This window comes from Chryseobacterium takakiae (assembly GCF_900129385.1).
Classification (GTDB): domain Bacteria; phylum Bacteroidota; class Bacteroidia; order Flavobacteriales; family Weeksellaceae; genus Chryseobacterium; species Chryseobacterium takakiae.
Map to the genome: position 1 here is coordinate 105,579 of NZ_FQVO01000007.1, position 26,603 is coordinate 132,181.

Genomic DNA, 26,603 nt, shown 5'->3' on the forward strand with positions numbered 1-26,603 from the left:
GGATGATTGTTTTAGGAAGTACATCGGAAGTAGCACAGGCATTTGTGGAAGAAGCCCTGAAACAGGGAGAAAAGTTTGAAAAAATTTACCTCATCACCTCAAATGTGGAAACCGCAGAAAGATTTGCAAGGCATATTGACGTGAAATTTCTTCAGCAGGCTGAAGTGTTAGATATGGATCTGATGAAAGAAGCAGACTACAGCGCGTTTGAAAAGATCAATTCCAATCTTTTGTTTTGTGCCGCAGGATATTTGGGCGAAGGAACCGCAGAAGGATTATATGATGATAAAAATACGGAAAAAATCATCGGCATCAACTATGCGAAACTTGTTCCGGTACTCAATTATTTTGCACAGAAATTTGAAAGCAGAAGATCCGGAACAATTATCGGGCTTTCATCGGTGGCCGGTGATCGTGGAAGACAGAGCAACTTTATTTACGGCAGTGCTAAAGCAGCTTTTACGGCTTATCTGAGTGGTCTCAGGAATTACCTTTCAGATAAAAAAGTGCACGTGATGACTGTGAAACCGGGATTTATGGCTACCAAAATGACCGAAGGGCTTTCCCTGAATCCTGCACTTACGGCAAGCCCCAATCAGGCAGCAGGATATATTTTCAAAGCTTATAGAAAAAGGAGAAACACAGTGTATGTTTTGCCTGTCTGGGGAGTAATTATGTTTGTCATCAGAAATATTCCGGAGTTTATATTTAAAAAGCTTAAGCTCTAAATTATCTACAGTTAAAAATATCTTTCCGACATTTGCGTTAAGATACATTAAAGAAAAATCCAATGAAGAAATTGTATTGTTTTGATTTCGACGGGACCCTTACGTATAAAGATACCATGTTTATGTATCTTAGGTTTTACGATCCGGTAAAATTCAGATTACAGTTTCTGAAGCACATTCCGCTTTTTGTTTTGCTTAAATTAAAACTTGCCGATACCGAAAAGGTGAAAAAAAGTTTTATAGGTTCTATTCTTAAAGGCCAGATGCAGGAAAAAATAGAAAAAAAATCCAACCAGTTTTTTGAGCATTATTATCCGAAAATTATTCGCGAGAATGCATTGGATTTTATCCGGAATATTGATCGTGAGCATACACACAGCCTTTTGGTAACCGCTTCATTGGATATCTGGGCAAAACCCTTTGCGGAAGCTTTCCAGATGGAGCTCGTGGCAACAAAAGCAGAATTTAAAAACGGGGTTTTCACAGGTAATTTTATAGGAAAAAACTGTAACGGGAAAGAAAAACTGATCCGCATACAGACGGAAATCGCCAGCAGGAAATATGATAAAATCATCGCTTTCGGAGATACCTCAGGAGACAGGTATATGCTTCAATGGGCAAATGAAGGACATTATCAATTTTTTCACTAATTTTGGGAAATGAAATTCAGCATAAGGATTAGGCTTTAAAGCTGAAAAATAAATCCTTAAGCTGCTGTTTTCGGTAATAAACTGATTCCGTAGAAATAAAATTTTCAAAGTAAAATGAATAAAATATATTTAGATAACGCTGCCACAACGCCTCTTGCAGAAGAAGTTATCGATGCAATGGTAGATACCATGAAAATGAATTTTGGTAACCCGTCTTCAACGCACAGTTTCGGACAGGAAGCAAAAATTCTTATCGAAAACGTAAGAAGGCAGGTTGCAGATTATCTTCATGTTACTCCGGCCGAAATCATATTCACATCCTGCGGGACGGAATCCAATAATATGATTATCAAATCTGCCGTTGATCATCTTGGAGTACAGAGAATTATCAGTTCTCCTCTGGAACACAAATGTGTTTCCGAGAGTATCCTGGATATGAAAAACAGAAAAGGAGTAGAAGTAAACTACATCCGTCCTGATGAGAAAGGAGATATCGATCTTACAAAGCTGGAAGCATTACTGAAGTCTTCAGATAAAAAAACATTGGTAAGCCTGATGCATGCCAACAACGAAATAGGAAATCTTACCGATATTAAAAAGGTGGCAGAACTTTGTAAAGCCAATAATGCGCTTTTCCATTCGGATACGGTACAGACCATGGCACATATGCAGCTGGACTTTTCCGATATTCAGGTAGATTTTGCATCATGCAGTGCGCATAAATTTCACGGTCCGAAAGGTGTAGGTTTTGCCTTTATCAGAAAATCAAGCGGGCTAAAAGGTATTATTACCGGAGGACCACAGGAAAGAAGTCTCAGAGCAGGAACAGAAAACGTAGCCGGAATTGTAGGATTAGGAAAAGCATTGGAACTTTCTCTGAATCACTTGGAAGAATACGCATCTCATATGCAGAATATTAAAGCATACGCTGTAGAAAAGCTTACGCAAACTGTTCCCGGCATTAAGTTTAATGGAAGAAGTAATGAAAAAGAAACCAGTCTTTATACAGTTTTAAGTGCTTTATTGCCTTATAAAAACCCGTTAATTGGTCTTCAGCTGGATATGAAAGGAATAGCAATTTCTCAGGGGAGTGCATGTTCTTCAGGAGCATCTAAGCCATCAATGGTAATGATGATGGTACTTTCTGAAGATGAAATGGACCACTGTACGCCTTTACGGATCTCTTTTAGCCATATGACCACTACCGAAGATATTGATGCCTTAGCAGATGCTTTGCATGAAATTTCTAAAGACTTTGTTATAGAAAATACAAATGTTGAGCATAGATAACTCTATTACTCAAATGGCGTAATTTTGGTGTTAGTTTATAAGTAAACAAGAATATAATATTAATTAAATAAAAGAAATTAAAAATGGCTTTAGAAATTACAGACAGCTCATTTCAGGAAACGGTTTTAAAATCAGATAAGCCGGTATTGGTAGACTTTTGGGCAGTATGGTGCGGACCTTGTAGAACGTTGGGACCAATTATCGAAGAGGTTGCAACGGATTTCGAAGGGAAAGCGGTAGTGGGAAAAGTGGATGTAGACAACAACCAGGAAATTTCAATGCAGTATGGGATTAGAAATATTCCTACAGTACTTATTTTTAAGAATGGTGAAGTTGTTGACAAATTAGTTGGTGTGGCTCCAAAAGATGTGATCGCTCAAAAACTAAGCGCACACTTATAAAATAATAAGTTTGATAATGAATGCCTTCCATTTTTGGAAGGCTTTTTTTTCTAAAATAATTTGCAGGAAAGGAAAAAAGTTGTAGTTTTGCAATCACAAAAAAGAAACAACGTTCTTTAAAAAAATGATCCGGTAGTTCAGCTGGTTAGAATGCCGCCCTGTCACGGCGGAGGTCGCGGGTTCGAGTCCCGTCCGGATCGCAGAAGTTTTATCAATTTCTTTAAAAAATTGATCCGGTAGTTCAGTTGGTTAGAATGCCGCCCTGTCACGGCGGAGGTCGCGGGTTCGAGTCCCGTCCGGATCGCAGAAGTTTTATCAGTTTCTTTAAAAAATTGATCCGGTAGTTCAGCTGGTTAGAATGCCGCCCTGTCACGGCGGAGGTCGCGGGTTCGAGTCCCGTCCGGATCGCAGTTAAAGTCATCAATTAATTTTGGTGACTTTTTTTATTGTAAACTTGATTCTCCATACAATAAAAAAAGTACTTTTTAAGCAGTATATTTATCATGTATATATCTCACATTAGATTGTTCTTGCATGCATCAAATTCATTCTGAAGAAATATCTTTTTCTAGTATATTTGTCATATCTAAACAGAACAGTGATGAAAAATAATGATTCAGGTTTAGCTCCCGAACAATGGGTAGATACATTTGCTGATTTTCTTTACAGCTTTGCTATAACCAGAGTAAACTCCAGAGAGGATGCCGAAGATATTGTGCAGGACACTTTCTTGGCAGCATTTAAAAATGCAGGCAAATTTGAAGAAAGATCATCCGTAAAAACATGGCTTACCAGCATTCTCAAAAATAAAATTATAGATTATTACAGGAAAAAAAGCCATAGCAGCCAAAGCTACGAAGACTATCTTGGGGAAACGGAAGCGTCATTCGAAAATGCATTTTTCAATCAGGACAACTATGGCAGATGGAAGCAGGATATTAATAAAAATTATCTCTCCGAAAGTGCAGACGATTATCTTTTAAGCAAAGAGTTTTATAAAATCATGGAATTCTGCCTGCAAAAACTACCTTCAAAGCTAAAACCTGTTTTCGTTGCCAAATATATGCTGGATGAAGATGCCGAAAAAATTTGTAAGGAATTTAATATTACTTCGTCTAATTATTGGGTCCTTCTTTTCCGGGCTAAAACACTCCTGAGAAGCTGCCTTGAAAAAAATGAAATTACTTTGTAGATTATGAAATTTATTAACAACCTTTTACACAACTGTGAGGAGACCTCTCTTAACATCGTTAAATCCGAAGAAACTTCTTTGTCTGTGTCAGAATGGCTGAAGGTGAAATTTCATATTGCATTTTGCAAATGCTGCAGGAATTTCGGCAAACAGACCAAAGCAATGGATAAAGCATTACAATATCACTTTCATGAAAATATCTCTGGAAAAGAAACAAAAGCTTCTGATGCATTAAAGAACAAGATAAAAGAAAATTTACAAAAAATGTAAAATTTTGTAAGGAATAAAATTTTGTCCCGTCTAAGCTTAAAATAAGCAATGAAAACAAAATTCTTTATTCCGTTTCTATTATTGATAAGCAGTATTCTATTATCACAAACTTCAAACATTAATCAGGAAAATGGTGTTGCCAATTATGGCTATGATGTGGTAAGTTATTTTTCCGGAAAACCGCAGCACGGATCAGCAAAAAATGCTGTAAAATATCAGGGAACAGATTATTACTTCGTCAACGCTGAAAATAAAGCTAAATTTCAGAAAGAACCCGGGAAATATCTCCCTCAATATGGTGGTTATTGTGCTTTTGCAATGGGAGATTATGGTAAAAAAGTACAGGTAGATCCCAAAACATACAAAATTACGGATGGGAAACTGTATCTGTTTTACAATAAGCTCTTAACCAACACCCTTACAAGTTGGAATAAAGATGAAAAAAACCTTGTCATTAAGGCAGATAAAAACTGGAAAAAATTTACAACAAAATAATAAATGATGAAAAAATTAATCTTGATTCTTGCAGCAGGCTTATTTCTTCAGAGCTGTGTAAGAGAAAACACTTCCACCGAAGATTTAATGGAAATGGCCCCGGAAAACGCCAAGCTTATTTCCTCCGGAGATTTTATGAAGGGACCTTACGGAAACAATATCGGCGGGAAAGCAGAGATTTACGAGAAAGACGGTGTTTACACACTTGCTTTTGATAAAGATTTTTCAGTAAGCAACGGGCCGGATCTTTATGTATATCTAAGTACAGAACAGCAGCCTAATAATTTTATTTCGCTGGGAAAACTAAAATCCGTTAACGGTGGACAAGTATATACCTTTGCGACAAAGCCGGATTTAGATACCTATAAATACGCTGTGGTACACTGTCAGCAATACAATCATCTATTCTCATACGCATTACTTCAAAAAAAATAAACATGAAAAAAATTGTAAATTGGGTAATCAGACTTGTCCCCGTAATCATTATGCTGCAAACACTTTATTTTAAATTTTCCGCAGCACCGGAATCCGTATATATTTTCTCAAAAATTGGGATGGAACCTTATGGAAGGATAGGAATTGGTGTTCTGGAGCTGATTGCGTCCATTCTTATTTTAATACCGAGAACCACCTCATATGGCGCTGTTTTAGGGCTGGGGCTGATGCTGGGAGCCATCCGGTTTCATGTTACGGAATTAGGGATCGAAGTGCAGAACGATGGGGGAAAGCTGTTTTATCTGGCGGTAATTGTCGCAGTATTTTGTGTATTATTAATTGCCATACACCAAAAACAGATTTTTTCTCTATTTTCTAAAAAATAAAATGAGCATAACTTTATGATAAGAAGTATTGAAAATAATCTGCAGGAATTATCCCGGATAATAGGCCCAATTTCAGATCATTTGTATACAAAGAAAAGCAAATACTTGTTTGGAAGTTCAATCGGGCAGCACATCAGGCACATCCTTGAAATGTATGAAGTATTGCTGTCCGGTTACCATTCAGGAAAATTTTCTTTTGAAAACAGGAAAAGGAACCAGACTCTTGAAGAAAATGTGAAAGAAATGCTCAATACCATTGAAAGCATCTCCGCTGAAATCAATAAAAAAGATAAAGAGCTGATATGCGTTCTGCACGATCATGCAAACCAACAGCAGGAACTTAAAACAACCTATTTCCGGGAGTTGCTCTATTGCTTTGAACACGGGATCCATCATCAGGCATTAATAAAAGTTGCCCTTAAAGAATTTGAATGGGAAAATATCCCTGAGAATTTCGGAGTGGCCCCTTCAACGGTAAAATTCAGACTTGCATGTGTACAGTAAGCTATTTTAAAACCCGGGATTCAATAATTTTTACCTCTAATCGGGATGAGAAAAAAAACCGGGAAAAAGCACTCTTTCCAAATACTTTGGAGCTGGAGGACCGTTTATTGTATTTCCCTAAAGATAAAAAAGCATCAGGAACCTGGTTTGTGATTGATGACAAAGGCAATGCAGCGATCCTCTTGAACGGGGCTTTCCAAAAACATATAAGCAATCCGCCCTATAAGAAAAGCAGGGGAATCGTACTTTTAGATATTGTTAAAGACAAAAATTTTTTGCACGCTTTTCAGGAATATGACTTGTCAGGAATAGAACCTTTTCAGTTATTGGTTTTCTTCGATAAAAAATTAATGAGGCTGCTTTGGGACGGAACCGTTAAACATCAATTTTTCTTAAATGAAAATGAAAGCCATCTGCTTTCTTCCAAAACATTGTACAACGACAGTATTGAAAATGAAAGGCAAAAAGATTTCATGCGATTTCAGATGGGTAGAAATATAGAATCCGGGGAAATACTTAATTTCCACAAAAAACATCAGATAGAAAAAGAACCTGAAATAGATTTATCAATAAAAGAAGAATATATTACGGTAAGCATCACCCAGCTTATTATTAAACAAGATAGGATTCATTTTGCATATCATGATCTTACAGAAAACACAATACAACATACAAAAATTGAGAAAAGAAGTCTTGTTTAAACTGCGATACAAATGGCATCGCTTAATCCACTGGGAGTTTTGGCCTATGTGGGCAGTTTATCTTCCATGTATTGTCTATTACTTTTGGATCAGCCTGAAATCACGGTCTTTCGGTTTCTTTAGAGCGGTAAATCCTGCCATTGTTCATGGCGGAATGACACTGGAAGATAAAAATTTTGTCAACCGGCTTTTACCCCAAAATTATCGGGCAAAATCTTTTCTTATTGAATGCGAAACTAACCTGCAGGAAATCGAAAGTATAATCCGGAAAAACGGCCTGGAATATCCTGTTATTTTAAAACCCAATAATGGCTGCAGAGGCAGGAATGTAGAATTGATAAGAAATAACGAAAGTCTTAAAAAGTATCTTGAAAACAACGGAAATGAAGACCTGCTTTTGGAAGAATATATTAGTTTCCCTAATGAAATCGGGGTTTTCTACATCAGGTTTCCTAATGAAAAAAAGGGTTTCATCAGCGGCATTGTAGAAAAGAAAGGCATTACGGTTACGGGAAATGGGCAACAGACTCTGGGCGAACTCATACAATACAATCTTCGGTATCACTCGTTTTATCTGAAAATTTTTCAAGATGACTGTCACCAGATCAACTGTATTCCCGATGCAAATGAACAAATAGTTGTAAGCAGTATTGGAAATCATGCAAGAGGAGCGACATTTTATGATGTTTCGGATAAAATTTCAGAAAAGCTTACCGATGTATTTAATGAGATCTGTTCTTCCGTAGATGGTTTTTATTATGGAAGATTTGATGTGAAATTTAATAGCTGGGAAGAGCTTGAAAGTGGAGAAAATTTCAGGATTATAGAATTAAATGGCGCCGCATCAGAACCTACTTTTATTTATGATCCCCGACATTCTTATTTTTTTGCCATTAAAGAAATCATAAGGCATTGGAATTTCATGTATAAAATTGCAAAGTTTAATAAGAAAAAAGGACATTCCTTTACAAGCCGTGAAGATTGCTGGAAAATCCTCAAAGAATTTAATCCTTTCCTGACATCATCAGGAATCTAAAGATTTAGAATGTTTTTATAAACAGGCACCGTATTTTTACGGTATTTTAAATTCCGTTTTTATTATTCGGATTTAGGTCTGATATTTGTACTGGTTAGCAAAACGATTCGGGTACTTTATTTATGAAAAACATATTGAAAAAAAAATCATTTCTTTTCACATTACTTATAGCCTTAACAGTAGTTTCCTGCAAAAAGGAAATTGAAAAAATCAACGATAAAATCAGTGATGTATCTTCATCTATATCAGATGATTCTAAAACAAAAGACTCTTTGGAAGCAAAAAAAGATTCTGTGGTGCAAAAACCATCATTACCTCCTGCAATGCAGGAATATGGTTTTTATAATGCCTATATTTTTCCTAAAGACAAAAAAGTAAGAGACTCTCTTTTTGCTTCATTCAATAAAAAGTTTACTGAAAAAGAGCGTTATGCCATACTTGCTTTAAACAGACTTGATTCCAAAAATAAATGGAATGCAGATACGTTAGTAGTTCCTGCCAAGATTGATACTACATTAATGGAATATTCTCCGTTTCCCATGCAGCTGGATGTGTTGAGTCCGGTTAAAAAATTTGTTGTCTTTTCTTACCCGATTCAGGCATACGGTGTTTATTCCAACGGAAGCTTGGTAAAATGGGGTCCGACAAGTATGGGAAAAAAGGCCGCTAAAACAAAAACGGGACTTACGTTTGCCAACTGGAAAAAAAAGCTGGCGATATCTACAGTAGACAGCGAATGGAAACTTCCTTATAATTTCAATATCTTTAATCTGGACGGAATCGGTTGGCATCAGTATGATCTTCCGGGATATCCTGCTTCACACTCCTGTTTGCGATTGCTGATGAATGATGCGAAATGGCTGTATAACTATGCTGATACCTGGGTTCTTAATCCGGGAGGGGCTACCACCAAAGCTAGAGGCACCGCAGTTCTTGTATATGGAGATTATCCTTGGGGAAAACGTAAACCATGGAGGAAATTGCTAAATGACCCAAATTCCAATAATATTTCTGTTGAAGAAATGACAAAAATGATCGAACCCAATATTGAAAAAATATTGAAAGAACAGGATAATAGAGAAAGGGTAGTAGACTCTATCAAAGCTGCAAAAGCAGTTTTGGAGCAAATGCCTCAGACGACCAAAACCCTGGAGCCTTAATCTTTCTTTTCAAACTGTAACGTAGATTCTTCTGCAAACCTACGGAGATTTAACATCTCATCTTTGGCTTTATGCTGCCCGAATCTTGCTGCAGCATAGGTAATCACAATACACAACAGCATAAGGAAAGAAGCATTCAGAGCCCAAGGAAACTCATGGCTGTTAATCTGTTTTTCTACATAGTACATGGAAAAAAATACCATCCAGAGGATGGAAAAAGAAAAATAAAGAAACATAAAAAACGTCCAGACGGCAGAACTTGGGCCAAAGATACCACGTATGGTCGTTTCGTTATCTTCAATTTCTATCCGTAAGGATAATCTGGGTTTCCAATAGCCTTCATCTTCGGTTTTTACACAAATTGTCGCTACTTCTTTATTGATATTTCCGGAAAATTCGTCTTTATGTTCTGCCAGATATTTTTTCAGATTTTCTGCATACTCGTCTTTGGTGAGATGGGTAAACATTTTGAACCGCGGTCTGGTTCTTATTTTGTCTATGGTTGTTTCTTCTGTTTTCATATTATTCCTGATAAGGTATAGGGTCTTCCAAAGTAAAACGAAGGGACATCGTTTTGTTTTTTCGTTCAATAATCATTTCTATGGTACGGCCTTCGTCGGATTTCATAAGTTCTAAAATCTTTTGTAAGGTCATATCTGCAGTTTTCTTGCCATTTATGGTAATAAGCCGGTCATCTTTCTGTAATCCTGCTTTCGCTCCGGGAGAATCTTTTCTTACTCCTGCAATTGAGAAAATGGGTTTAAGAATGAAATTATACTGCACGCTGCTGCTGAATATTTCAGTACCTCCTGAAGGTTTGCTTTGGCTTTTGGTGGGAAGATTTACAATATCTTTTGTCCATTCCATCCCGTCCTGTTTAAAATCCAGACCGCTCATATTGAAATGAAAAGGATCATAAAAATTGCGGTTTTTTTTGAGGTATATTTTCGCATGAGGATAATCCAGAGCTACGGTAAAACGTCTCATAATATCTCCTCCTACAGAACCTTTTCTGTTTTCAACGAGGCTTACGTGTTGTATGGAATATTCATCGGGCATTGCCGTAAGTGGTTTCTCGAATTTAAAATTACCTAAATAGAGATTATGGATACGGCTTCTTTTGCCGTAGATATCACCATTAAAGCCTCTTCCCAGAAAATCATCAATATTGGGACGGTTATATACAAAATCTTTTATGAGTTTAGGGAAAAGCCATATCGGGTCACTATTTCCAAGATCAATAAGAAGTTTTGATCTTTTTCTTTCCTTTGTCATTTCCACATCAGCAAAAATGTAAGGTTTATTTTTTTCAATACTTATTTCAAGTTCATTGAAACTTTTTATCTTTTTTCTAAACATGCTCTCATCTTTATAAATGGTAAGTTTTTTAGCCATATAGTCAATAAGAACAGGATGATTCTTAAAAAAATGGTAACCGATTATTCCGTTCACTGGAATTCCAACATGAGAAGAAATATTGAAGTCCTGATCGGTAATGATATATACGGTCATGGAATCATTCACGAAATTTTTTCCGATTTTTCCAAAATTATTTTCCGACCGGAATCCGTCAATACTTCTTTCTCCTCCTAATCCTGAAAATTTTATTTTTTCAACGTTTATAAGTTTTAGCTCTTTATTTTCCAGACTGAAGATGGACGTTTCAGCAACTCCCGTATCCAGTAAAAAGGTGAGTTCTGCGCCATTGATATTAACCGGAATGAATATAAGATTGTTGATAAATTTAAATGGAATAACTGTTTTTTTTGCGTCCCTAAGTTCAAAAGAGTTCTGGGCATTGATAAAAATACCAAAGAAAAAAAACCAGAAAAAAAATATAACTTTCATGTATGGAATTTAATCATTTTATCTGAATTTTAATAAAAAAAGCATTCTCAATAGAAGAGAATGCCTGGATATTTTTAAACAATTAAAAGAACGTATGAATAATTGTAAATTTATTTCCGGAAAAAGTCCATAAGATCCATATAATTTTTCTGATTTACACCGTGGCCGCTCATATATTCTCTGAACGAAAAATAACACCCGAGATCATACAGCAGATCGGCAGCTTTTCTTCCCCAGTCCAGCGGAATGATAGCATCGTCGGTACCATGTGAAATAAAAAAACGTAATTTTTCAAGCTTTTTCTTATCTTTTACAATATTGTCCAGCAGTTTTTCTTCGGGATAGCTGCTTAGGCACGCAATCAGATTAAACATTTCAGGATATCTCAGGGCAAGTGCATAGCATAGAATCCCACCCTGACTGAAACCGCAGAGATGTGTTTTTCCGTTCGTAATGCCGTAACGGTTGATGATATTCAGGATGTTTTCCAAAATACTGTTTAGGGATTCTGTTGCCTGTTGAACATCAACAAAACGTTCAGGATTATTAAAATCGATATCATACCATGAATATCCCTCAAATTGTGTTGGTTTAGGTGCTCTGAAGCTTACGATGATCCAGTCTGCAGGAAGGGTTTCCCGAAAGCTGAAAAGATCCTGTTCATTGCTTCCGTATCCGTGAAACATAAAAAGAATCGTTGTTTCTGAAGTTATATGTTCCGGCTCTCTTACAATATAATCTAAATTCATTAGGCAAAGATAATTAATAAAGGTTGAATGATGATTTCATAAAGTAAAAATGAGACCATGTTTAATGAAGTGACAAACTGTCTTTATATTGCAAATACGATTTATTAAATCGATATTTTTTAGAATTTTTTATTGGAAAATTTTCACGAAACCTATTTTTATATTGATAAAAAACCTATATTTGAAACATTAAAAATCTATTTGGAAAAAATGAAGCAATTTTACAAATCAAAAAGTTTACTGAAGCTTTCTTTTTTATTCGCCGTATTATTTTCGGTAATTTCTGTTCTTAACTCTTGTAAAGATGATGACGAAGACGAGTTCACGGATCATATTATTCAGCTTGAGGCAAAAATAAATATAAAAGGCCCAACACCTCCTCCTACAACGCCTCCTACGGTGAATTTTAAAGCGGTTGTTACCCAAATAGGAACAAGTCCTCAGACAACTTTTAACCCAACAGGATTAGTTTGGTCATCAGGAGATCAATTTGTAAGCTCAAGTCAGTCTCAGGTAAGTATTGCTGCCAATGCAGTTCTTCCATATGCAGACTCAGAATTGATTGTAAATATTTACGTTGACGGAGAACTTGCAAAAACAGAAAAAGTAATAGGATCCGGAGAAAAAAACGCTTCTACTTATTACAGCTTCTTAGAATTATAAGAATACACTTTAACAACATATGAAGACTGCTTAGGCAGTCTTTTTTTATGAGGAAATATAAATACTAAGTCGGGTATTTAAAAACAATCGGGCGCGGGATTTTAAATCCCGCGCCCGATTGTTTTTATAATGAAGAAATTAAATCACTTTTACAATAAAATAATTTTTCTTTCCTTTTTGAAGCAAAAGGAATTTACCGTCGATAAGGTCGCTTTCATTGGCTATAAAAGTGTCATTCACTTTTTGCTTGTTGACCGAAATGGCATTGCCTTTGATTTCTCTGGAGGCTTCACTTTTAGATTTCAGAAAACCTGACTTTTCCGAAAGAAGATCAATAATATTAATGCCTAAAGCATCAGATTTTGCGATCTCTTTTTGTGGTACACCGTCGAAAAGTTCAAGAAAAGTTGCTTCATCCAGACTTACCATATCTTCAGCAGTGGAACGTCCGAAAAGAATTTCAGAAGCCTTCAATGCTTTTTCATATTCTTCTCTTCCATGAACCCAAACCGTAACTTCTTCAGCCAGTTTTTTCTGAAGTTTTCTCTCATTAGGCGCTGTTTTATGTTCTTCAATTAAATTTTCAATTTCCTCTTTTCCTAAGAATGTATAGAATTTTATGAATCGTTCAGCGTCGTCATCCGTTGCATTCAGCCAGAACTGGTAGAATTTGTAAGGCGAAGTTTTTTTCTTGTCCAGCCAATAATTTTCTCCGCTTTCAGATTTACCGAATTTGGAACCATCGGCTTTGGTGATCAAAGGAACTGTCAATGCAAACGCTTCGCCCTGTGCTTTTCTTCGGATCAGCTCCGTCCCGGTGGTGATATTTCCCCATTGGTCAGAACCTCCCATCTGAAGTTTTACATTATTATTCTGGTACAAATGCAGGAAATCATATCCCTGGATTAGCTGATATGTAAATTCGGTAAAGCTCATTCCATCTGCTCCGGCTTCTCCTGAAAATCTCTTTTTCACAGAATCTTTGGCCATCATATAATTAACCGTAATATTTTTTCCCACATTTTTTGCAAAATCAAGGAAAGAAATATTCTTCATCCAGTCATAGTTATTGACAAGCTCAGCTTTATTGGGCTCACTTCCTGAGAAATCAAGAAATCGGGACAATTGGTTTTTCAGGCAGTCTACATAATGAAGAAGTGTTTCCTCATCCAAAAGGTTTCTTTCTGAAGATTTTCCCGAAGGATCTCCAATCATTCCCGTAGCACCTCCCACCAAAGCAATCGGCTTATGGCCATGCTGTTGAAAGTGAGCAAGAATTTTTATCTGAATAAGACTTCCAATATGTAAAGAATCTGCAGTAGGATCAAAACCGATATAAGCCGTTGTTGTTTCCTTATTCAGCTGTTCATCCGTTCCGGGCATCATGTCTGCAAAAAGACCGCGCCATTTCAATTCTTCAATAAAAGAGTTCATTATTTTTAACTTTAAAATTTAATGTGCAAAGATAATCATTTCAGGGAAATAAGGGCAAACGGATAATCTGTCATTTGCAATGGATAACTTCTAATTTGTTTAAGAACTGTTTGAGCACGTTGAATTTTTTTAGGAGCTTTTTCCTGCTCTCCGCACTCGCTATTTTTAGGATTACGGCGGCGCGGCGGAGCCGCGCCGCCGTAATCCTAAAAATGAGCTCAGACAATCGCTGCGATCAGGGCTAAACTTCAGTCGGAATTACAACTATTTGAGCGAAATTCATTTGATAACGTGCTTTGTGCTTTTAGCCAAAATCAATATATTTGTTTATAATGAACGAAGAACAATTATTCCAGCTTATTACAAAGGCAAAGGAAAAAGACCAAAAGGCACAGACCAGGCTCATCAACATTTTTTGGGTTGATGTTTTCTCTTTCGTAATGAAAAAAGTTCATGATGAAAATGATGCTGATGAAATAACAGTGAATGTTTTTTCAAAAGTATTATCAAAGCTGGATATGTACGATCCACATTTTCAGTTTAAAACCTGGATACTTACCATTGCTCAGAATACCATCATCGATTTTTGGAGAAGAAAAAGCAGGGAAAACCAGGATCCTACCGAAAACCTTGATGAAGTAAAAAATCAGTACGCAAAATCACCGGAAGAACTCATGATCTCTGAAGAAGAGCAGAAAAAAATAATCAAAACCATAGAATCGCTGGATGCCAATTATCAGGATATTATCAGGCTGCGGTTTTTTGAGGAGAAGAGTATTAAAGAAATAGCGGAGGAACTCGGCATTTCTGTTGCCAATACCAAAGTTCGGGTGATGCGCGCGAAAAAAGTGCTGGCTGAGTTGTTAAAGAACAATGAATTTGAGGATAATTAATCACTAATAAAGTCTTACCCTTAACTATAAATAAACTTTCTCCTTTGTTTTCGGAAGAAGAATTTCTATTCGCTCCTTTTGATTTCTGTTCTGAAGATTAAGTTTTATCCCTTTTTTTATCACTGTTTCTTTCCTGGAATCTCCGTATTCTTTCCTGTTTTCAACCTCTTTTTCAAAAATCAGCTTTCCGGTGGAAAGATTAAAATCAATATCAGTCCAATATTCCTCTGGTTTTCCACTGCCGGATGAATAACCGATCAATTCAAAATGCCCGTTCTGAAATCTATATTTATCCGTATAGCCCCATTTCCAGCTGCTGCCTCCGGCCTGGGTAATCATTAAGATTCCATCTTTAATTTCGGTAGTCTGATAAGGATCGCCCATCATTCCGCCGTCATTGCTTTTCAGAATGGCGTTTCTGGATTTTTCAAGGATTGTCCATTTTTGATTTACTTTTTTCAATATCTGGATCTCGCGGATATTTCCGTACTCTGTAGTGTCTTTGGTATTGTAAACAATTACTTTTTCGGGAATGAGATCTCCATCCAGATCTCCGTCAACGGTTTCAATAATGGTGGCGGCATCTGGCTGAAATTCTTTTTGGGCAAAGCACAATATATTTAATGTAACCGTTAAAAAACATAAGATGGATTTCATAGGAAGATATTTATATTTAAAATTACAAAATTATATCTTTCATCAATCTCTGTCTTTGATTGTTTCGATAAAAAAATCACTAACTTTGAACCTTCAATTGAGATAGAGATGGAGGATTTAATTCAAAATACAACCGTTCAGAAACCAAAATGGATCCGTGTAAAACTGCCTACCGGTAAGAATTACAGAGAACTGAGAACTTTGGTTGATAAATATAAATTAAATACAATCTGCCAGAGTGGAAGCTGCCCGAATATGGGCGAATGCTGGGGCGAAGGGACGGCAACCTTCATGATTCTGGGGAATATCTGCACAAGAAGCTGCGGATTTTGCGGAGTAAAAACAGGAAAGCCGCTTGATGTAAACTGGGACGAACCGGAAAAAGTGGCGCGCTCCATCAAATTAATGAAAATCAAACATGCCGTTCTTACTTCGGTAGACCGTGATGATCTGAAAGATATGGGATCTATTCTCTGGGCAGAAACGGTAAATGCGGTAAGAAGAATTTCTCCGGGAACAACCATGGAAACACTGATTCCTGATTTTCAGGGGATCACAAAACACATTGACCGCCTGGTTGATGTGGCTCCAGAAGTAATTTCCCACAACATGGAAACAGTAAAACGACTTACCCGTGAAGTAAGAATCCAGGCAAAATATGAAAGAAGTCTTGAAGTCTTGAGATATCTTAAAGAAGCAGGACAGCGAAGAACCAAAACCGGAGTAATGCTCGGTTTAGGTGAAACGAAAGATGAAGTTTTCCAGACCATTGAAGACATCAGAAATGCCAACGTAGATGTTATTACTTTAGGACAATATCTTCAGCCGACCAAGAAACATCTTCCTGTAAAGAGATTCATCACTCCCGAAGAGTTCGATGAGTTTGGAGATTTTGCAAGAAGCTTAGGGTTCAGGCATGTGGAAAGTTCGCCACTGGTGAGAAGTTCTTATCACGCAGAAAAACATATTCACTAATCATACATCGCTTCACTTCTGAAGCGATTTTTTTGACCATATAATTTTGTTGCTTGCTTTCAGCAATAAGTATATTTCAATAACTAGAAACTTTATTCTTATTAAACATATTTAGTTTTTTATTTAATGAAGTTAATATACAAGAGCTTTATGTCATTTTGGTTAAAGCATAAATGATTATTTATAGTGAATTTTGCACTTTCAAAGAAGTATAATGAAGATAGATAAAAAAATAATACCTCTTGCCATTGGAGGATTGGGAATCGGAACGACAGAATTTACCATTATGGGACTGCTTCCCGATATGGCAAAGAGTTTACAGATCAGTATTCCGGAAGCGGGACACCTCATCTCTGCATATGCGTTTGGAGTAGTGGTAGGTGCTCCCATCCTGATCGGATATTCGGTGAAGTTTCCTCCCAAGAAAGTGCTGATGGCATTGATGGTAATTTTCACATTGTTTAATGCATTTTCTGCTATGGCTCCTGACTATACAACGATGATGATCATTCGTTTTCTTTCGGGTCTTCCGCATGGAGCATTTTTCGGAGTCGGAACAGTAGTTGCGGCAAGAATGGCAGCAAAGGGAAAAGAAGCATTCAATATCTCCCTCATGTTCACCGGACTTACCATTGCCAATCTCGCCATGGTTCCTCTCGTAACCTATATTGGCCATACCTTTCATTGGAGATGGTATTTTGCAATTGTTTCGGTAATTGGTTTGTTGGCTCTCTTGTTTCTAAAGCTTTGGCTTCCTGATGTGAAGTCTGATAAAGAAACGCATTTTATGGAAGAATTAAAGTTTCTCAAAAAAAGACAGTCATGGCTGGTTTTAATGATTACGGCGATTGGTTTTGGCGGACTATTTACATGGTTCAGTTATATTACGCCGCTTATGACCATTGTTTCAGGAATACCGGAAAGCTATATGGCTTACGTAATGATTTTGGCCGGAGCCGGAATGGTAGTCGGGAATCTTGTTGGAGGATATTTATCAGACAGGCTAAATCCGGAGAAAACGTGCGTTTTGCTTTTGCTTTTAATGATGATTTCTCTGGCCGGCGTATTTTTCTTATCGGAATACCGTAATGTATCACTTATCCTTACCTTCATTTGCGGAGCATTGTCTATGTCTGTATCAGCACCGATTAATATCATGATGATGAAAGCTGCACCGAAAAGCGAAATGATGGCCGCAGCATTTATGCAGGCAGCCTTCAATATTGCCAATGCGATGGGAGCATTTCTTGGCGGAATTCCGTTGGAAAAAGGATATGCGTTCAATTATCCTTCACTGGTAGGAGTGGGAATGACCCTGATAGGATTAATTATCAGCATACGATACAAATATCTGTACGCTTCAGTAGAAGTTCAGGAAACAATAACCGAATGTGTTTCATGCGAAAAATAAAGCAAAGTTATGCTGCTTAAGAATTATTTGATAAAAATAAGTGGCAGCAATTTACTTGTTGACAAAAAACAAAATAGGCCATCTCTAAAGATCGCCTATTTTGTTTTTATGAAAAGCTCATTACGCTTCTACTTCATTGCCGTTTTTGCACCAGTAAAGAGCATTGTAAAGATTTCCTTTGGGGAAAGATTTAAACTCTCCCGGCATCAACACACTGAAAATGTCTGTAAAATTCTGCACTCCTTCTTTATCCGTAACAATAGCGGTTCTGTTCCACTTTGTTAAGTTTTTTAATCCTAAAAGCGCATCCTGCAGCCAGGCTCCCATGGTAAAATTATCCAGATCTGTATCCAGGTACAACAGGTAGTTCAGTTCATTAAACTGATCCACCTTTTGCTTTACTCTTGGGATTACCAGGTTTTCAAAATCTTCTTTTGTTACTTCTCCCGTTGCATTGAAAGCAGCAACATTCTCCGGAGCTTCTGGAATAATCGTTATCATATTGTAATATTTATTGTGGTTTAGATTTTAGGTTGATAACAAAAAGTAAACCATTATTTAATATTGGGTTAACAAAAGGTTTAATTGTTTAAATTTGGTTTAAATCTTTCGTAACATATTTTCCGGCGGCAAAGCCGCCGGAAAACAAAAGGCCGCGGCAATCTGCCGCGGCCTCACACAAAATACACTGTGACTTCAGATATATATAGCCACATCTTATGAAAATGATTTTCGCAGTATTAGTTTTTTTACCTTTAACTATTGGCTTCCAGACACAAGCCACTTAAAATTGATTCTATCCGGAAATAAGCTACCCTAAATACTATATCCGTTTTTCTTCGCCAGTTCAAGAACTGAGCTTTCAATCGCTTTTCCCAAATCATCGGCATCAGCGTTTCCTCGTTTTTTCATTTCAGCATCAATATATTCCTGGCGTTTCTTTGAGAGTGCTTCAATTTCTTTCTGGATTTTCTCTCTTTCAGCGGATTTTTGAGCCACCGCCTTTTTAACTTCTTCTTTACTTTTGCCTTTCAGTTCTGCCGGAAGTTCAGATTCTTTTACTTCCGAAATAAAATCTTTATCTTTTTCTGCACGGTCTACAAGATCCCAATGATCATTTTTGTAAGCATTTTTTTTGGATTTGGCGACAGTCCTTTCTACTGCATTGGAAGCAGACTGTACTTCCGCATTTTTATCCTGAAGCATCTGCTTGGCTTTAAATTCCGAACCGTGGCTTCCGTAATACATGTAGGTATCATTCAGTTTTGCATTGCATTCGGAGATTCTTATGTCATAAGGCGTTTCAATATAAATAACCTTCTGGTCGCTGTCGATGTTAAAATATTTCCCTTCACCGAGCGATGCGCCGTTCTGCCAGAAAGTACGGATTCCTTCATCCCTGTTTCCACAAAAAATAGTATTGGTATAAATATTTTTTCGCTTTGCATCCGAAATCACATTTTTATAGCTTATTCTTCCCTGATCAAAAGGTTCGTTTCCGGCGATATAGATCAGCTTCATGCTTTTATCATTGCTGTCCCAGTTCAGGTTCATTGAAGCATCCCGGATTACTGCGCCGCAATATTCATTGCCGCCATTGGTTCTCAGGGCAAACAGTTTTTCGGAAACCAGATCCAGATCCTGGGTAAGTGGAGTGACTTGCCGGATATAATTTTCATCACTGATGCCATCGTTTCCGTACTCATACAGTGCGATTTCCACTTGGGCTGATTTTCCGTTGTACTTTAACGTGGTGAGTGTATTGACAATATTCCAGAGTCTTGATTTTGCCTGGTCAATCAGTCCATCCATGCTGTTGGAGGTATCCAGAAGAAGAGCCACCTGAATTTTATTTTCGCTCGCTGCAGGTGTTGTTGAAGTTTCATGGTCAACAAATCTTCTTTCAGTAGGAGGAACACGTCTGCCTTTGCTGCACATTAAGTTTTCCCCGGAATTCTGTGCACTCAGAAGAGCCAAAGTTCCTATCGTCAGTGTTAAAATTTTAAAAGTTGTCATGATTTCTGTTTTTAAAGAATTTCGTATTTCGTTTTGATGCTGTATTTCAGCTTGATATTATCAATGTTTTCAAATGAATAATCAACATTGGCATCGGCAGCCTCCAGTTGAATATTCGCCGCTTTCGCTCTGAAATTGATTGGCAGTACAGTATCACTGGTATAATCTTCAATTTCCACGATTTCAAGAGGATTTCCGGTTTTTTTGCCCATACTTTCAAGCAGGTAATCTGCTTTTTCTTTGGCTGCTTTCAGAGCATTGATTTTTACTGTTTTTCTGTAATCGGCAATTTTTGTATTCCTGATCTCGTCGATGTTGATGCTGGTAATCCATTTTTGGTTGAGGTTTTCAAAGAGATTCCCCATATCGGTTTTTTTGGTTACTTTAAACTGAAGGCTTTTCGTAAAAACTTTGGTTTTAGAATAGATATTCTGATACATCGATTTGAATTTGATGTCTTCGTTTTTTACACCGTTGTTTTTCAGGATTTCAAACAGCTGTTTCTCGTTGTCGGCAAGCTGGTTTTTATTATCTCCTTTAATGCCGATGTTAAAAAGAATCTCGTCCGGTTCTACTTCCATTTCTGCAATTCCTGTTACTTCAATAAAGTTTTTCTTTGTTTCCTGTGCGTTGATCATACTTCCGAATACAAATAATCCGATCAGTAAAAAATGTCTCAATCTCATAATTTCCTGTTTTTAATTTTAAATTTCTACAGTAAAATTACACAGGATAACAACCGGAAATCTGCAGACTTGGTGAAGTGAAGGTTTGACTTGGTGAGTTGAGGAAAATTGGTTACAATAAATGGCTGCCACCCTAGCCCCGATTGAAACGACATCCTTTTTGGTTGCGGCTGGAGCGTAGCGGAAGCCGTAACCAAAAAGATACAGTGGAAAGCGGGATTAAGCTTCAAATAAAAACAGTCCTGAGAAGAACTGCTATTTGTTAGTCAAAATAATTGATTTTCCATTTCGGGTAACGAGTTTTTTTACCTCAGGAAAAAGTTTGGTGCGGATAATGAGCTCATCATTATTTTCTGAAATGGTATAGGTTTCGGAAGTTGCAAGGGCATCGTCAATATCATGTTCAAAAAGTTTGGTAGAACCGGACTGATCCACCGAGTAAAAATCTACTTTGTAATCATGAAGTCCGGTCTGGTAAAATTTGTAGACAATTTTTTCATTGAGATCACTGGAAATGATCTTGGTTTCAATAAAATTGTCTTGTTCAAGAAACGAACAGCTCTGCAGGAATAATACAGGCAAAAGAAAAAAGTAAAGCTGTTTTTTCATAGTTATGTTTGGTTTTAACAAATGTATGCAATGCTAAATGGTTGACTGTTAACGGAATTTCAATTTTCATATTACCATTTTTTCATATAAACTTTACTAGAAATGGAAATTGCATGAAGATTTACTCATAAGAATTTGTATGCAGCCTTGGTGAATATTGTAAGGCAATATCATAAATTCTCCTCAAGTCTTCGTCTTTTTTATTGCAGAATGACTGATAATAATTGATGATGTTTTGCATGGATTTTTTGGTATTCCCAATATTGGTTTGCGAAAAATATTTTGCTGCTTTTTTGAGTTCCGTAGCCATTTTGGCAATCTGAAAATTTTTCTTTAATTCCTGTTGCGTTGTTTCCGTCATTGCATCATATCCTTTTTTTGAAGAAACTTTTTTTATTTCATCATTCTTTTCATAGACCAAAGAAGCTGTGATTGAAGAATTTTCCCGTTCGTTTTTTTCAACTTCCATCAGGAAAATCTGGGTTTGTCCGCAATCCAGGTTTTCAAGTTCTACTTCAATCTCATGATTGGAAATATACTTAGGCTGGTATCCGTAAAATTTATTGATTCTCATGCCTTCAGGAAGGTTGATGGTAAGTTTCGGCTTTTTTCCAATGTTGTATAAAAGGCTTTCCAACTCATCTTTAAATGTCTTTTGAATATCTTTCTCAGCATCTCCTATAAAATAATTGGAGCCTCTTCCAGACGTTGCAATTTGCCGTAGTAAATAGAAATCCAGTTGCTGCCCAACTCCAATGGTACTGATGTCAATTCCTTTATCGTTATATTCTTTTGATTGTTTCAAAATGGTCTCAGGATCCGTAATTCCGGAGTTTGTCATTCCGTCGGTAAGAAGAATTACTTTACTGTTGTAATCTTTGGTATTGTGTTTTTGTGCTTCCGAATAGCCCATCATCATCCCCGAATGAATATTCGTAGAGCCTGACGGATAAATACTTTCAATAATTGAATCTAAATTTCCTGCAACCTCTTTTATTTTGGACGACTTTAAAACCAGATTGGCGGTATCATCAAATTTGACAATTGAAATGATATCTTCGGGTTTCAAGCCTTTTACAAAAACTTTAAGTGCCGTTTTTACTTTTTCCAATTTTCCGCCGCCCATAGATCCGCTATTGTCGATAACCAGAGAAACATTTACGTTGTTTGAATGCTGCCTGTCTGAAACATTCTGCGTTGCGAGCCCGATTTGAACTAAAAAATTGTCGTCCGAACGAAGAACTGTATTGTCATAATCAATACTTAATGCCACTTCATTTTTCTTTGGAATTTTAATCTGATGTTTGTGATAATTCATAAAATCTTCTACAATGATGGTGTTTTCATTAAGAAATCCATGCTCATTTGCACTCGAAAGTCCGTTGCTCACTGTATGCGAAACAGAGCCTGAAGAAACTCCGTACTGCGCTTTTGAGATATTGAAAATGAATGTAGAAGAGAAAAGGTAAATGAATGTGCTTTTGTTTAAAACAGATAAATTTTTCATGATAATTAAATTTGAATTATGCTGCAAACTTAATCCTGTAAAGTCAGCAGAAAATACTCAACTTGGTAAATGCCGCATTTCACTTGGTGAATAGTTTTTGCAGGATTATATATATGTATATCTTTGTTTTATGAAAATGGTAAGGATTTTTGTGCTTTTCTTAGTAATGACTTTTGGGACTGTCGCGTATTCCCAGAGCAAGGTTGTGGAAGAAGTTCAGGTACAGAGCAAAAAGCTGAAGAAAGCTGTCGATAAAAAAGATGAATCGGCACAGGCAGATTCTTACTACAATATCGGAGAGACTTTTTTCAATGACGGAAACTTCAGGAAAAGCGAAGAATATTATATTAAAGCTAAAAATATCTATGAAAAGCTCAACGACAAACCGAATATTGAAAAAGCCAGCCGGAAATTAGCACAATCCCAGGAAAAGCAGAATAAAATCACTCCGGCAATCAGCAACTACAGCCGGGCTGCAGAAGTTGCGCCCTCGAAAAGCCGTGCGCTGAATACCAATGATGTCACCAGGCTTTCCGTTAATTCTCCCGAAGCAAAGGAAGAGGCAATTCAAAACAATATTCAGCTCAATGAAAAAGATAATGATAAAGGAGATCTTGCAGCAAGCTACAGCCAGATGGCAGATGTCAACATTCAGCAGAATGATATTCCGAAAGCGGAAGCAAATCTGAAAAATGCTTATAAAATTTCTAAAAAAGAAGCACCGCAGCAGGCATTGGAAATCAATCAGAAATTAACGGATTTTTATGTTGAAAACAAAAATTACGATAAAGCGATTGAAGCCAAAAAGACCATTTTAAAAGAAGATTTTGTTAAAGAAAATTCTAAAAAGGAAGTGGAGCAGATTCAGGAGCTGGCAGACATTTATATCAAGAAAGATGATGTAGGAGAAGCAATCAGTTTATTAAAAAAATCGTACGGAATCGCTTTGGAAAAAGGACATACGCTTGAGGCACAGAAAAGTGTAAAAAAACTCGACAGCCTCTACAATGTTTCCGAAAATACAGATGCTTCGGTGCAGCTTTACCGCGATTTTTTAGGAAAACTCCCGGATCTGGTGGCAAAAGATAAAAGCCTGGTTGACGAAAAAATACTGGAAGATACCGAACAGCGAATTTCCCAGCTGGAAAAAGAGAAACAGCTTAAGGATGAGCTTATCCGCAAGAAAAATGTATTCAATTACAGTTTAATCGGAGCTTTGGTGGTTTTAATTGCACTTATCATCTTTATTTTCAGAACGCTGAAAAAAGTACAGGTGAAGAACAAGAAAATTGCACTGCAGTCGCTGCGCCGTGAGATGAATCCGCACTTTATTTTCAATAGCTTAAATTCGGTTAATCATTTCATCGCAACCAATAACGAACTGGAAGCCAATCAATATTTAACCAAATTCTCAAAGCTGATGCGCGGCGTGATGGAAAACTCCACCGAAGATTTTATCCCGTTTCAGCAGGAGCTGGATCTGCTGCAGAATTATCTTGCGCTGGAAAAAACGCGTTTCGCAGATAAATTCGATTACGAAATTGAAGTGGATGAAAGCCTCAATACCCAAAGCCTGAAAGTTCCCGGAATGCTGGTGCAGCCGTTCCTTGAAAATGCTATCTGGCACGGACTTCGGTACAGAACAACGAAAGGTTTTTTAAAATTACATTTTGAAAAAGAAAATCAATATTTGAAAATTACTGTTGAAGACAACGGCATCGGGATCGAAGAAAGCAAAAAACAGAAAACGGAACATCAGAAAGCAAGAAAAGGTCGCGGAATGAAGAATACGCTGGAAAGAATCGCTCTGCTGAACGATCTTTACCATCAGGAAATTCAATGCAACATTACAGATAAGCAAAATGAACAGGGTGTTTTTGTGGAAATCAGATATAAATTGGTGAACAAATGAAAATAAAAGCCGTCATCGTAGACGATGAAATGATCGCAAGAGAAGTTTTGAGGAATTACCTCAACAAATATTGTCCGCAGGTAGAGATTTTGGGCGAGGCGGAGAATATTAAGGAAGCTGTTCCGCTGATTACCGAAAAGCAGCCGCAACTGGTTTTCCTGGATGTGGAAATGCCTTTCGGGAATGCCTTTGATGTATTGGAAGCAACGAAGGAAATTTCATACGAAACAATTTTTATTACCGCTTTTTCACAATATTCGCTTCAGGCCCTCAACAAATCGGCGAGTTATTATATTTTAAAGCCGATCGACATTCAGGAACTGATTCTGGCAGTCAATAAAGTCGCGGAAAGCATTGAGAAAAAAGAAGATTTCAACCGCAATAAAATTCTCCTCGAAAACTTAAAGTTAAAACCCGAAAAACAACAGCTGATTCTCCCGACGTTACAGGGATTTGATGTGGTAAAAACGGAAGACATCGTACGGCTTCAGGCAGACGGAAATTTCACGCAGGTATTTCTAACGGACGGTTCCAAAAAAATGGTATGCCGGTTTTTGAAACATTTCGACGATCTGCTGGAACATCCTTTTGTGAGGGTGCACCGTTCCCATATCATCAATGTCAATTTCGTGAAATCTTACCACAAAAGCGGTACAGCAACCCTTTCCGACAATACCGAAATTGAAATTTCCGGAAGTTTTAAAGATCATTTCCTGAAAGTTTTTTCTTAATTTTTTGGGCAGCTTTTTCCGCCTTCCGCTCCCGCTTTTTTGTTTCACAAAAAGAGCTCCGCTCAAGTCGGGCTGCAACAATCTAAGTCACAAGTACAATTTCCGGGAGTTTTTTTACAAGTGAATTATAATAAATCTTTGTCTTTCTTTATTAAAATGAAATGCCATTGTTTATCTTAAAAAAAATAAGAATTTATTATAAAAAAATGTCTCTCTTAGCGATAAAAAACCGCAAGGTTATACAAAGAATTATAAAAAAATATTGATTTATAAAGCTAAACAGAGCCGTTTCACTTATTTTAGAAAAACAATAATTCAAAATGCACAATGGGTGTTGTTTAAAGTAAAGTTAGAAAACTCTATAGAGTTTATCTGTGTAGAAGTTATATTCGCAATAAGCTCGGCGTTCCGTAGGAACGCTATCTTTAGAATATTGTCGCATTACAGATACCAATCCTACGGATTGATTGATGGGTTTATTCTTATTTCTACACAGATTCTGCTCCTAAAGGAGCAAACTCTTTTTTACTTTAATCAATTTAATTAAAAGCTTTCAAAAAGTAAACATTCCTTTGTTTTTCCTTGATAAAATAATTTGGTTTCGAAAATCAGTAATTTAATATATTTCTTATCGCGAATTCACGGTAAAATACAAAGTCAGCCAATAAATTTTCAGGCATTATTTTTGAAGAATTCAGGATACCACAAAAAATTCTATTATGAAGACTTTTCAGAAAATTGCCATCCCTGTTTCTCTGGGTGTTTTAGGACTTCTTATTTTAAATTCATGTTCGGTAGGAATTCCCAAAGGTGCCACCGCAGTTCAGAATTTCAACGCCGACAGATATCTCGGAACCTGGTATGAAATGGCCCGCTTCGATTATAAATTCGAGAAAGATATGGATAATGTTACCGCAACTTATTCCAAAAATCCAGACGGAACCATTAAAGTGGACAATAAAGGCTACAATTATGTAAAAAAAGAATGGAAACAGTCTGTAGGAGAGGCTCGGTTCGTCAATAAAGAAACAGAAGCACGTCTGAAAGTCTCTTTCTTTAAACCCATCTGGTCCGGCTATAACGTGGTGGATATTGATGATAATTACCAATATGCCTTAGTGATGGGAAATAATTTAAAATACCTCTGGATTCTTTCCCGTACCAAAGAACTTCCGGAAAGCATCAGGCAGCGATTCCTGGAAAAAGCTAAAAGGGTAGGGTATAATACCGATGAACTAATCTGGGTTAAGCACAATTAATTATG

Annotated in this window: 30 protein-coding genes and 3 tRNA genes; 23 read left to right on the top strand and 10 right to left on the bottom strand. The window is 36.9% G+C overall.

The features are described 5' to 3' along the window. The first annotated feature begins 2 nt into the window (after window positions 1-2). The 16 genes from BUA76_RS10540 (at window position 3) to BUA76_RS10615 (ending at window position 9,248) form a co-directional block, all read left to right on the top strand. Window positions 3-728: an SDR family NAD(P)-dependent oxidoreductase gene (locus BUA76_RS10540; RefSeq protein ID WP_072884769.1), complete on the top strand. Its 726-nt coding sequence runs from the start codon at window positions 3-5 to the stop codon at window positions 726-728. 62 nt (window positions 729-790) lie between these two features. Continuing rightward, the gene (locus tag BUA76_RS10545; protein WP_072884770.1) at window positions 791-1,378 is read left to right on the top strand and encodes an HAD-IB family hydrolase; all 588 of its coding nucleotides are present in this window, start codon (window positions 791-793) and stop codon (window positions 1,376-1,378) included. Window positions 1,379-1,492: 114 nt separating this feature from the next. Beyond that, complete coding sequence (locus BUA76_RS10550) at window positions 1,493-2,668, top strand: cysteine desulfurase family protein (protein ID WP_072884771.1); 1,176 nt, start codon at window positions 1,493-1,495, stop codon at window positions 2,666-2,668. A gap of 83 nt (window positions 2,669-2,751) precedes the next feature. Further along, a complete protein-coding gene (gene trxA, locus BUA76_RS10555; protein WP_029296722.1) occupies window positions 2,752-3,069 on the top strand; it encodes a thioredoxin in 318 nt (105 codons plus the stop codon). Window positions 3,070-3,195: 126 nt separating this feature from the next. After that, window positions 3,196-3,269: transfer RNA gene (locus tag BUA76_RS10560), tRNA-Asp, on the top strand. Window positions 3,270-3,299: 30 nt separating this feature from the next. Then, window positions 3,300-3,373 (top strand) — tRNA-Asp (locus tag BUA76_RS10565). Between the two features lie 30 nt (window positions 3,374-3,403). Next, a tRNA-Asp gene (locus BUA76_RS10570) sits at window positions 3,404-3,477 on the top strand. Between the two features lie 193 nt (window positions 3,478-3,670). Next, entirely contained in the window at window positions 3,671-4,261 is a 591-nt protein-coding gene (locus BUA76_RS10575) for a sigma-70 family RNA polymerase sigma factor (RefSeq protein ID WP_072884772.1), read from the top strand. A gap of 3 nt (window positions 4,262-4,264) precedes the next feature. Then, window positions 4,265-4,531 carry a hypothetical protein gene (locus BUA76_RS10580; protein ID WP_072884773.1) on the top strand — a complete coding sequence of 89 codons (267 nt, stop codon included), beginning with the start codon at window positions 4,265-4,267 and terminating at the stop codon, window positions 4,529-4,531. 48 nt (window positions 4,532-4,579) lie between these two features. Then, on the top strand, window positions 4,580-5,026 hold the full coding sequence (locus BUA76_RS10585; RefSeq protein ID WP_072884774.1) for a YHS domain-containing (seleno)protein: 447 nt from the start codon (window positions 4,580-4,582) through the stop codon (window positions 5,024-5,026). Between the two features lie 6 nt (window positions 5,027-5,032). Then, window positions 5,033-5,461, top strand: coding sequence for a DM13 domain-containing protein (locus BUA76_RS10590; protein ID WP_072884775.1), 429 nt, complete (start codon window positions 5,033-5,035; stop codon window positions 5,459-5,461). A 2-nt stretch (window positions 5,462-5,463) separates the two neighbouring features. After that, a complete protein-coding gene (locus tag BUA76_RS10595; protein ID WP_072884776.1) occupies window positions 5,464-5,847 on the top strand; it encodes a DoxX family protein in 384 nt (127 codons plus the stop codon). 15 nt (window positions 5,848-5,862) lie between these two features. Beyond that, on the top strand, window positions 5,863-6,351 hold the full coding sequence (locus BUA76_RS10600; protein ID WP_072884777.1) for a DinB family protein: 489 nt from the start codon (window positions 5,863-5,865) through the stop codon (window positions 6,349-6,351). Then, window positions 6,339-7,052: an NRDE family protein gene (locus BUA76_RS10605; protein ID WP_072884778.1), complete on the top strand. Its 714-nt coding sequence runs from the start codon at window positions 6,339-6,341 to the stop codon at window positions 7,050-7,052. Before BUA76_RS10600 ends, BUA76_RS10605 begins: the two co-directional genes overlap by 13 nt. Beyond that, the gene (locus BUA76_RS10610; RefSeq protein ID WP_178337328.1) at window positions 7,030-8,088 is read left to right on the top strand and encodes an ATP-grasp domain-containing protein; all 1,059 of its coding nucleotides are present in this window, start codon (window positions 7,030-7,032) and stop codon (window positions 8,086-8,088) included. Before BUA76_RS10605 ends, BUA76_RS10610 begins: the two co-directional genes overlap by 23 nt. Window positions 8,089-8,210: 122 nt before the next feature. Beyond that, a complete protein-coding gene (locus BUA76_RS10615; RefSeq protein WP_072884779.1) occupies window positions 8,211-9,248 on the top strand; it encodes a L,D-transpeptidase in 1,038 nt (345 codons plus the stop codon). Here BUA76_RS10615 and BUA76_RS10620 read toward each other — a convergent pair. The 3 genes from BUA76_RS10620 to BUA76_RS10630 form a co-directional block, all read right to left on the bottom strand. Continuing rightward, entirely contained in the window at window positions 9,245-9,769 is a 525-nt protein-coding gene (locus BUA76_RS10620; RefSeq protein ID WP_072884780.1) for a hypothetical protein, read from the bottom strand. The two genes, BUA76_RS10615 and BUA76_RS10620, sit on opposite strands and share 4 nt — an antisense overlap. A 1-nt stretch (window position 9,770) precedes the next feature. Continuing rightward, complete coding sequence (locus BUA76_RS10625) at window positions 9,771-11,096, bottom strand: PDZ domain-containing protein (RefSeq protein WP_072884781.1); 1,326 nt, start codon at window positions 11,094-11,096, stop codon at window positions 9,771-9,773. Between the two features lie 110 nt (window positions 11,097-11,206). Continuing rightward, the gene (locus BUA76_RS10630) at window positions 11,207-11,845 is read right to left on the bottom strand and encodes an alpha/beta hydrolase (protein ID WP_072884782.1); all 639 of its coding nucleotides are present in this window, start codon (window positions 11,843-11,845) and stop codon (window positions 11,207-11,209) included. A 210-nt stretch (window positions 11,846-12,055) separates the two neighbouring features. Between BUA76_RS10630 and BUA76_RS10635 the strand changes: the two genes are divergently transcribed. Beyond that, window positions 12,056-12,508 (top strand): hypothetical protein, encoded by a 453-nt coding sequence (locus tag BUA76_RS10635; RefSeq protein ID WP_072884869.1) that lies wholly within the window; start codon window positions 12,056-12,058, stop codon window positions 12,506-12,508. Window positions 12,509-12,646: 138 nt separating this feature from the next. Here the strand turns inward: BUA76_RS10635 and tyrS are convergent, their stop codons facing one another. Then, a complete protein-coding gene (gene tyrS / locus BUA76_RS10640) occupies window positions 12,647-13,942 on the bottom strand; it encodes a tyrosine--tRNA ligase (protein ID WP_072884783.1) in 1,296 nt (431 codons plus the stop codon). A 332-nt stretch (window positions 13,943-14,274) separates the two neighbouring features. Between tyrS and BUA76_RS10645 the strand changes: the two genes are divergently transcribed. After that, the gene (locus BUA76_RS10645) at window positions 14,275-14,835 is read left to right on the top strand and encodes an RNA polymerase sigma factor (protein WP_072884784.1); all 561 of its coding nucleotides are present in this window, start codon (window positions 14,275-14,277) and stop codon (window positions 14,833-14,835) included. Between the two features lie 24 nt (window positions 14,836-14,859). Here the strand turns inward: BUA76_RS10645 and BUA76_RS10650 are convergent, their stop codons facing one another. Beyond that, a complete protein-coding gene (locus BUA76_RS10650) occupies window positions 14,860-15,492 on the bottom strand; it encodes a hypothetical protein (protein ID WP_072884785.1) in 633 nt (210 codons plus the stop codon). 108 nt (window positions 15,493-15,600) lie between these two features. Between BUA76_RS10650 and lipA the strand changes: the two genes are divergently transcribed. Together lipA and BUA76_RS10660 are read left to right on the top strand one after the other, a co-directional pair. Further along, complete coding sequence (lipA, locus tag BUA76_RS10655; RefSeq protein ID WP_072884786.1) at window positions 15,601-16,467, top strand: lipoyl synthase; 867 nt, start codon at window positions 15,601-15,603, stop codon at window positions 16,465-16,467. A 214-nt stretch (window positions 16,468-16,681) separates the two neighbouring features. After that, complete coding sequence (locus tag BUA76_RS10660) at window positions 16,682-17,878, top strand: MFS transporter (protein WP_178337329.1); 1,197 nt, start codon at window positions 16,682-16,684, stop codon at window positions 17,876-17,878. Window positions 17,879-17,998: 120 nt separating this feature from the next. Here BUA76_RS10660 and BUA76_RS10665 read toward each other — a convergent pair whose 3' ends face one another. The 5 genes from BUA76_RS10665 to BUA76_RS10685 form a co-directional block, all read right to left on the bottom strand. Further along, window positions 17,999-18,379, bottom strand: a complete 381-nt coding sequence (locus BUA76_RS10665; RefSeq protein WP_029296622.1) for a SpoIIAA family protein — start codon at window positions 18,377-18,379, stop codon at window positions 17,999-18,001. Between the two features lie 315 nt (window positions 18,380-18,694). Then, window positions 18,695-19,894, bottom strand: coding sequence for a VWA domain-containing protein (locus BUA76_RS10670; RefSeq protein WP_072884787.1), 1,200 nt, complete (start codon window positions 19,892-19,894; stop codon window positions 18,695-18,697). 11 nt (window positions 19,895-19,905) lie between these two features. Further along, a complete protein-coding gene (locus BUA76_RS10675; protein ID WP_072884788.1) occupies window positions 19,906-20,580 on the bottom strand; it encodes an SIMPL domain-containing protein in 675 nt (224 codons plus the stop codon). 255 nt (window positions 20,581-20,835) lie between these two features. After that, the gene (locus BUA76_RS10680; RefSeq protein ID WP_072884789.1) at window positions 20,836-21,189 is read right to left on the bottom strand and encodes a hypothetical protein; all 354 of its coding nucleotides are present in this window, start codon (window positions 21,187-21,189) and stop codon (window positions 20,836-20,838) included. A 121-nt stretch (window positions 21,190-21,310) separates the two neighbouring features. After that, complete coding sequence (locus BUA76_RS10685; RefSeq protein ID WP_072884790.1) at window positions 21,311-22,696, bottom strand: vWA domain-containing protein; 1,386 nt, start codon at window positions 22,694-22,696, stop codon at window positions 21,311-21,313. 130 nt (window positions 22,697-22,826) lie between these two features. On the opposite strand from BUA76_RS10685, the gene BUA76_RS10690 reads away from it, so the two are divergent. From BUA76_RS10690 to BUA76_RS10700, 3 genes are all read left to right on the top strand, one after another. Then, the gene (locus tag BUA76_RS10690) at window positions 22,827-24,608 is read left to right on the top strand and encodes a tetratricopeptide repeat-containing sensor histidine kinase (protein WP_072884791.1); all 1,782 of its coding nucleotides are present in this window, start codon (window positions 22,827-22,829) and stop codon (window positions 24,606-24,608) included. Beyond that, window positions 24,605-25,339, top strand: coding sequence for a LytR/AlgR family response regulator transcription factor (locus BUA76_RS10695; RefSeq protein ID WP_072884792.1), 735 nt, complete (start codon window positions 24,605-24,607; stop codon window positions 25,337-25,339). Before BUA76_RS10690 ends, BUA76_RS10695 begins: the two co-directional genes overlap by 4 nt. 719 nt (window positions 25,340-26,058) lie before the next feature. Further along, window positions 26,059-26,598, top strand: a complete 540-nt coding sequence (locus tag BUA76_RS10700; RefSeq protein ID WP_072884793.1) for a lipocalin family protein — start codon at window positions 26,059-26,061, stop codon at window positions 26,596-26,598. The last annotated feature ends 5 nt before the right edge of the window (window positions 26,599-26,603 follow it).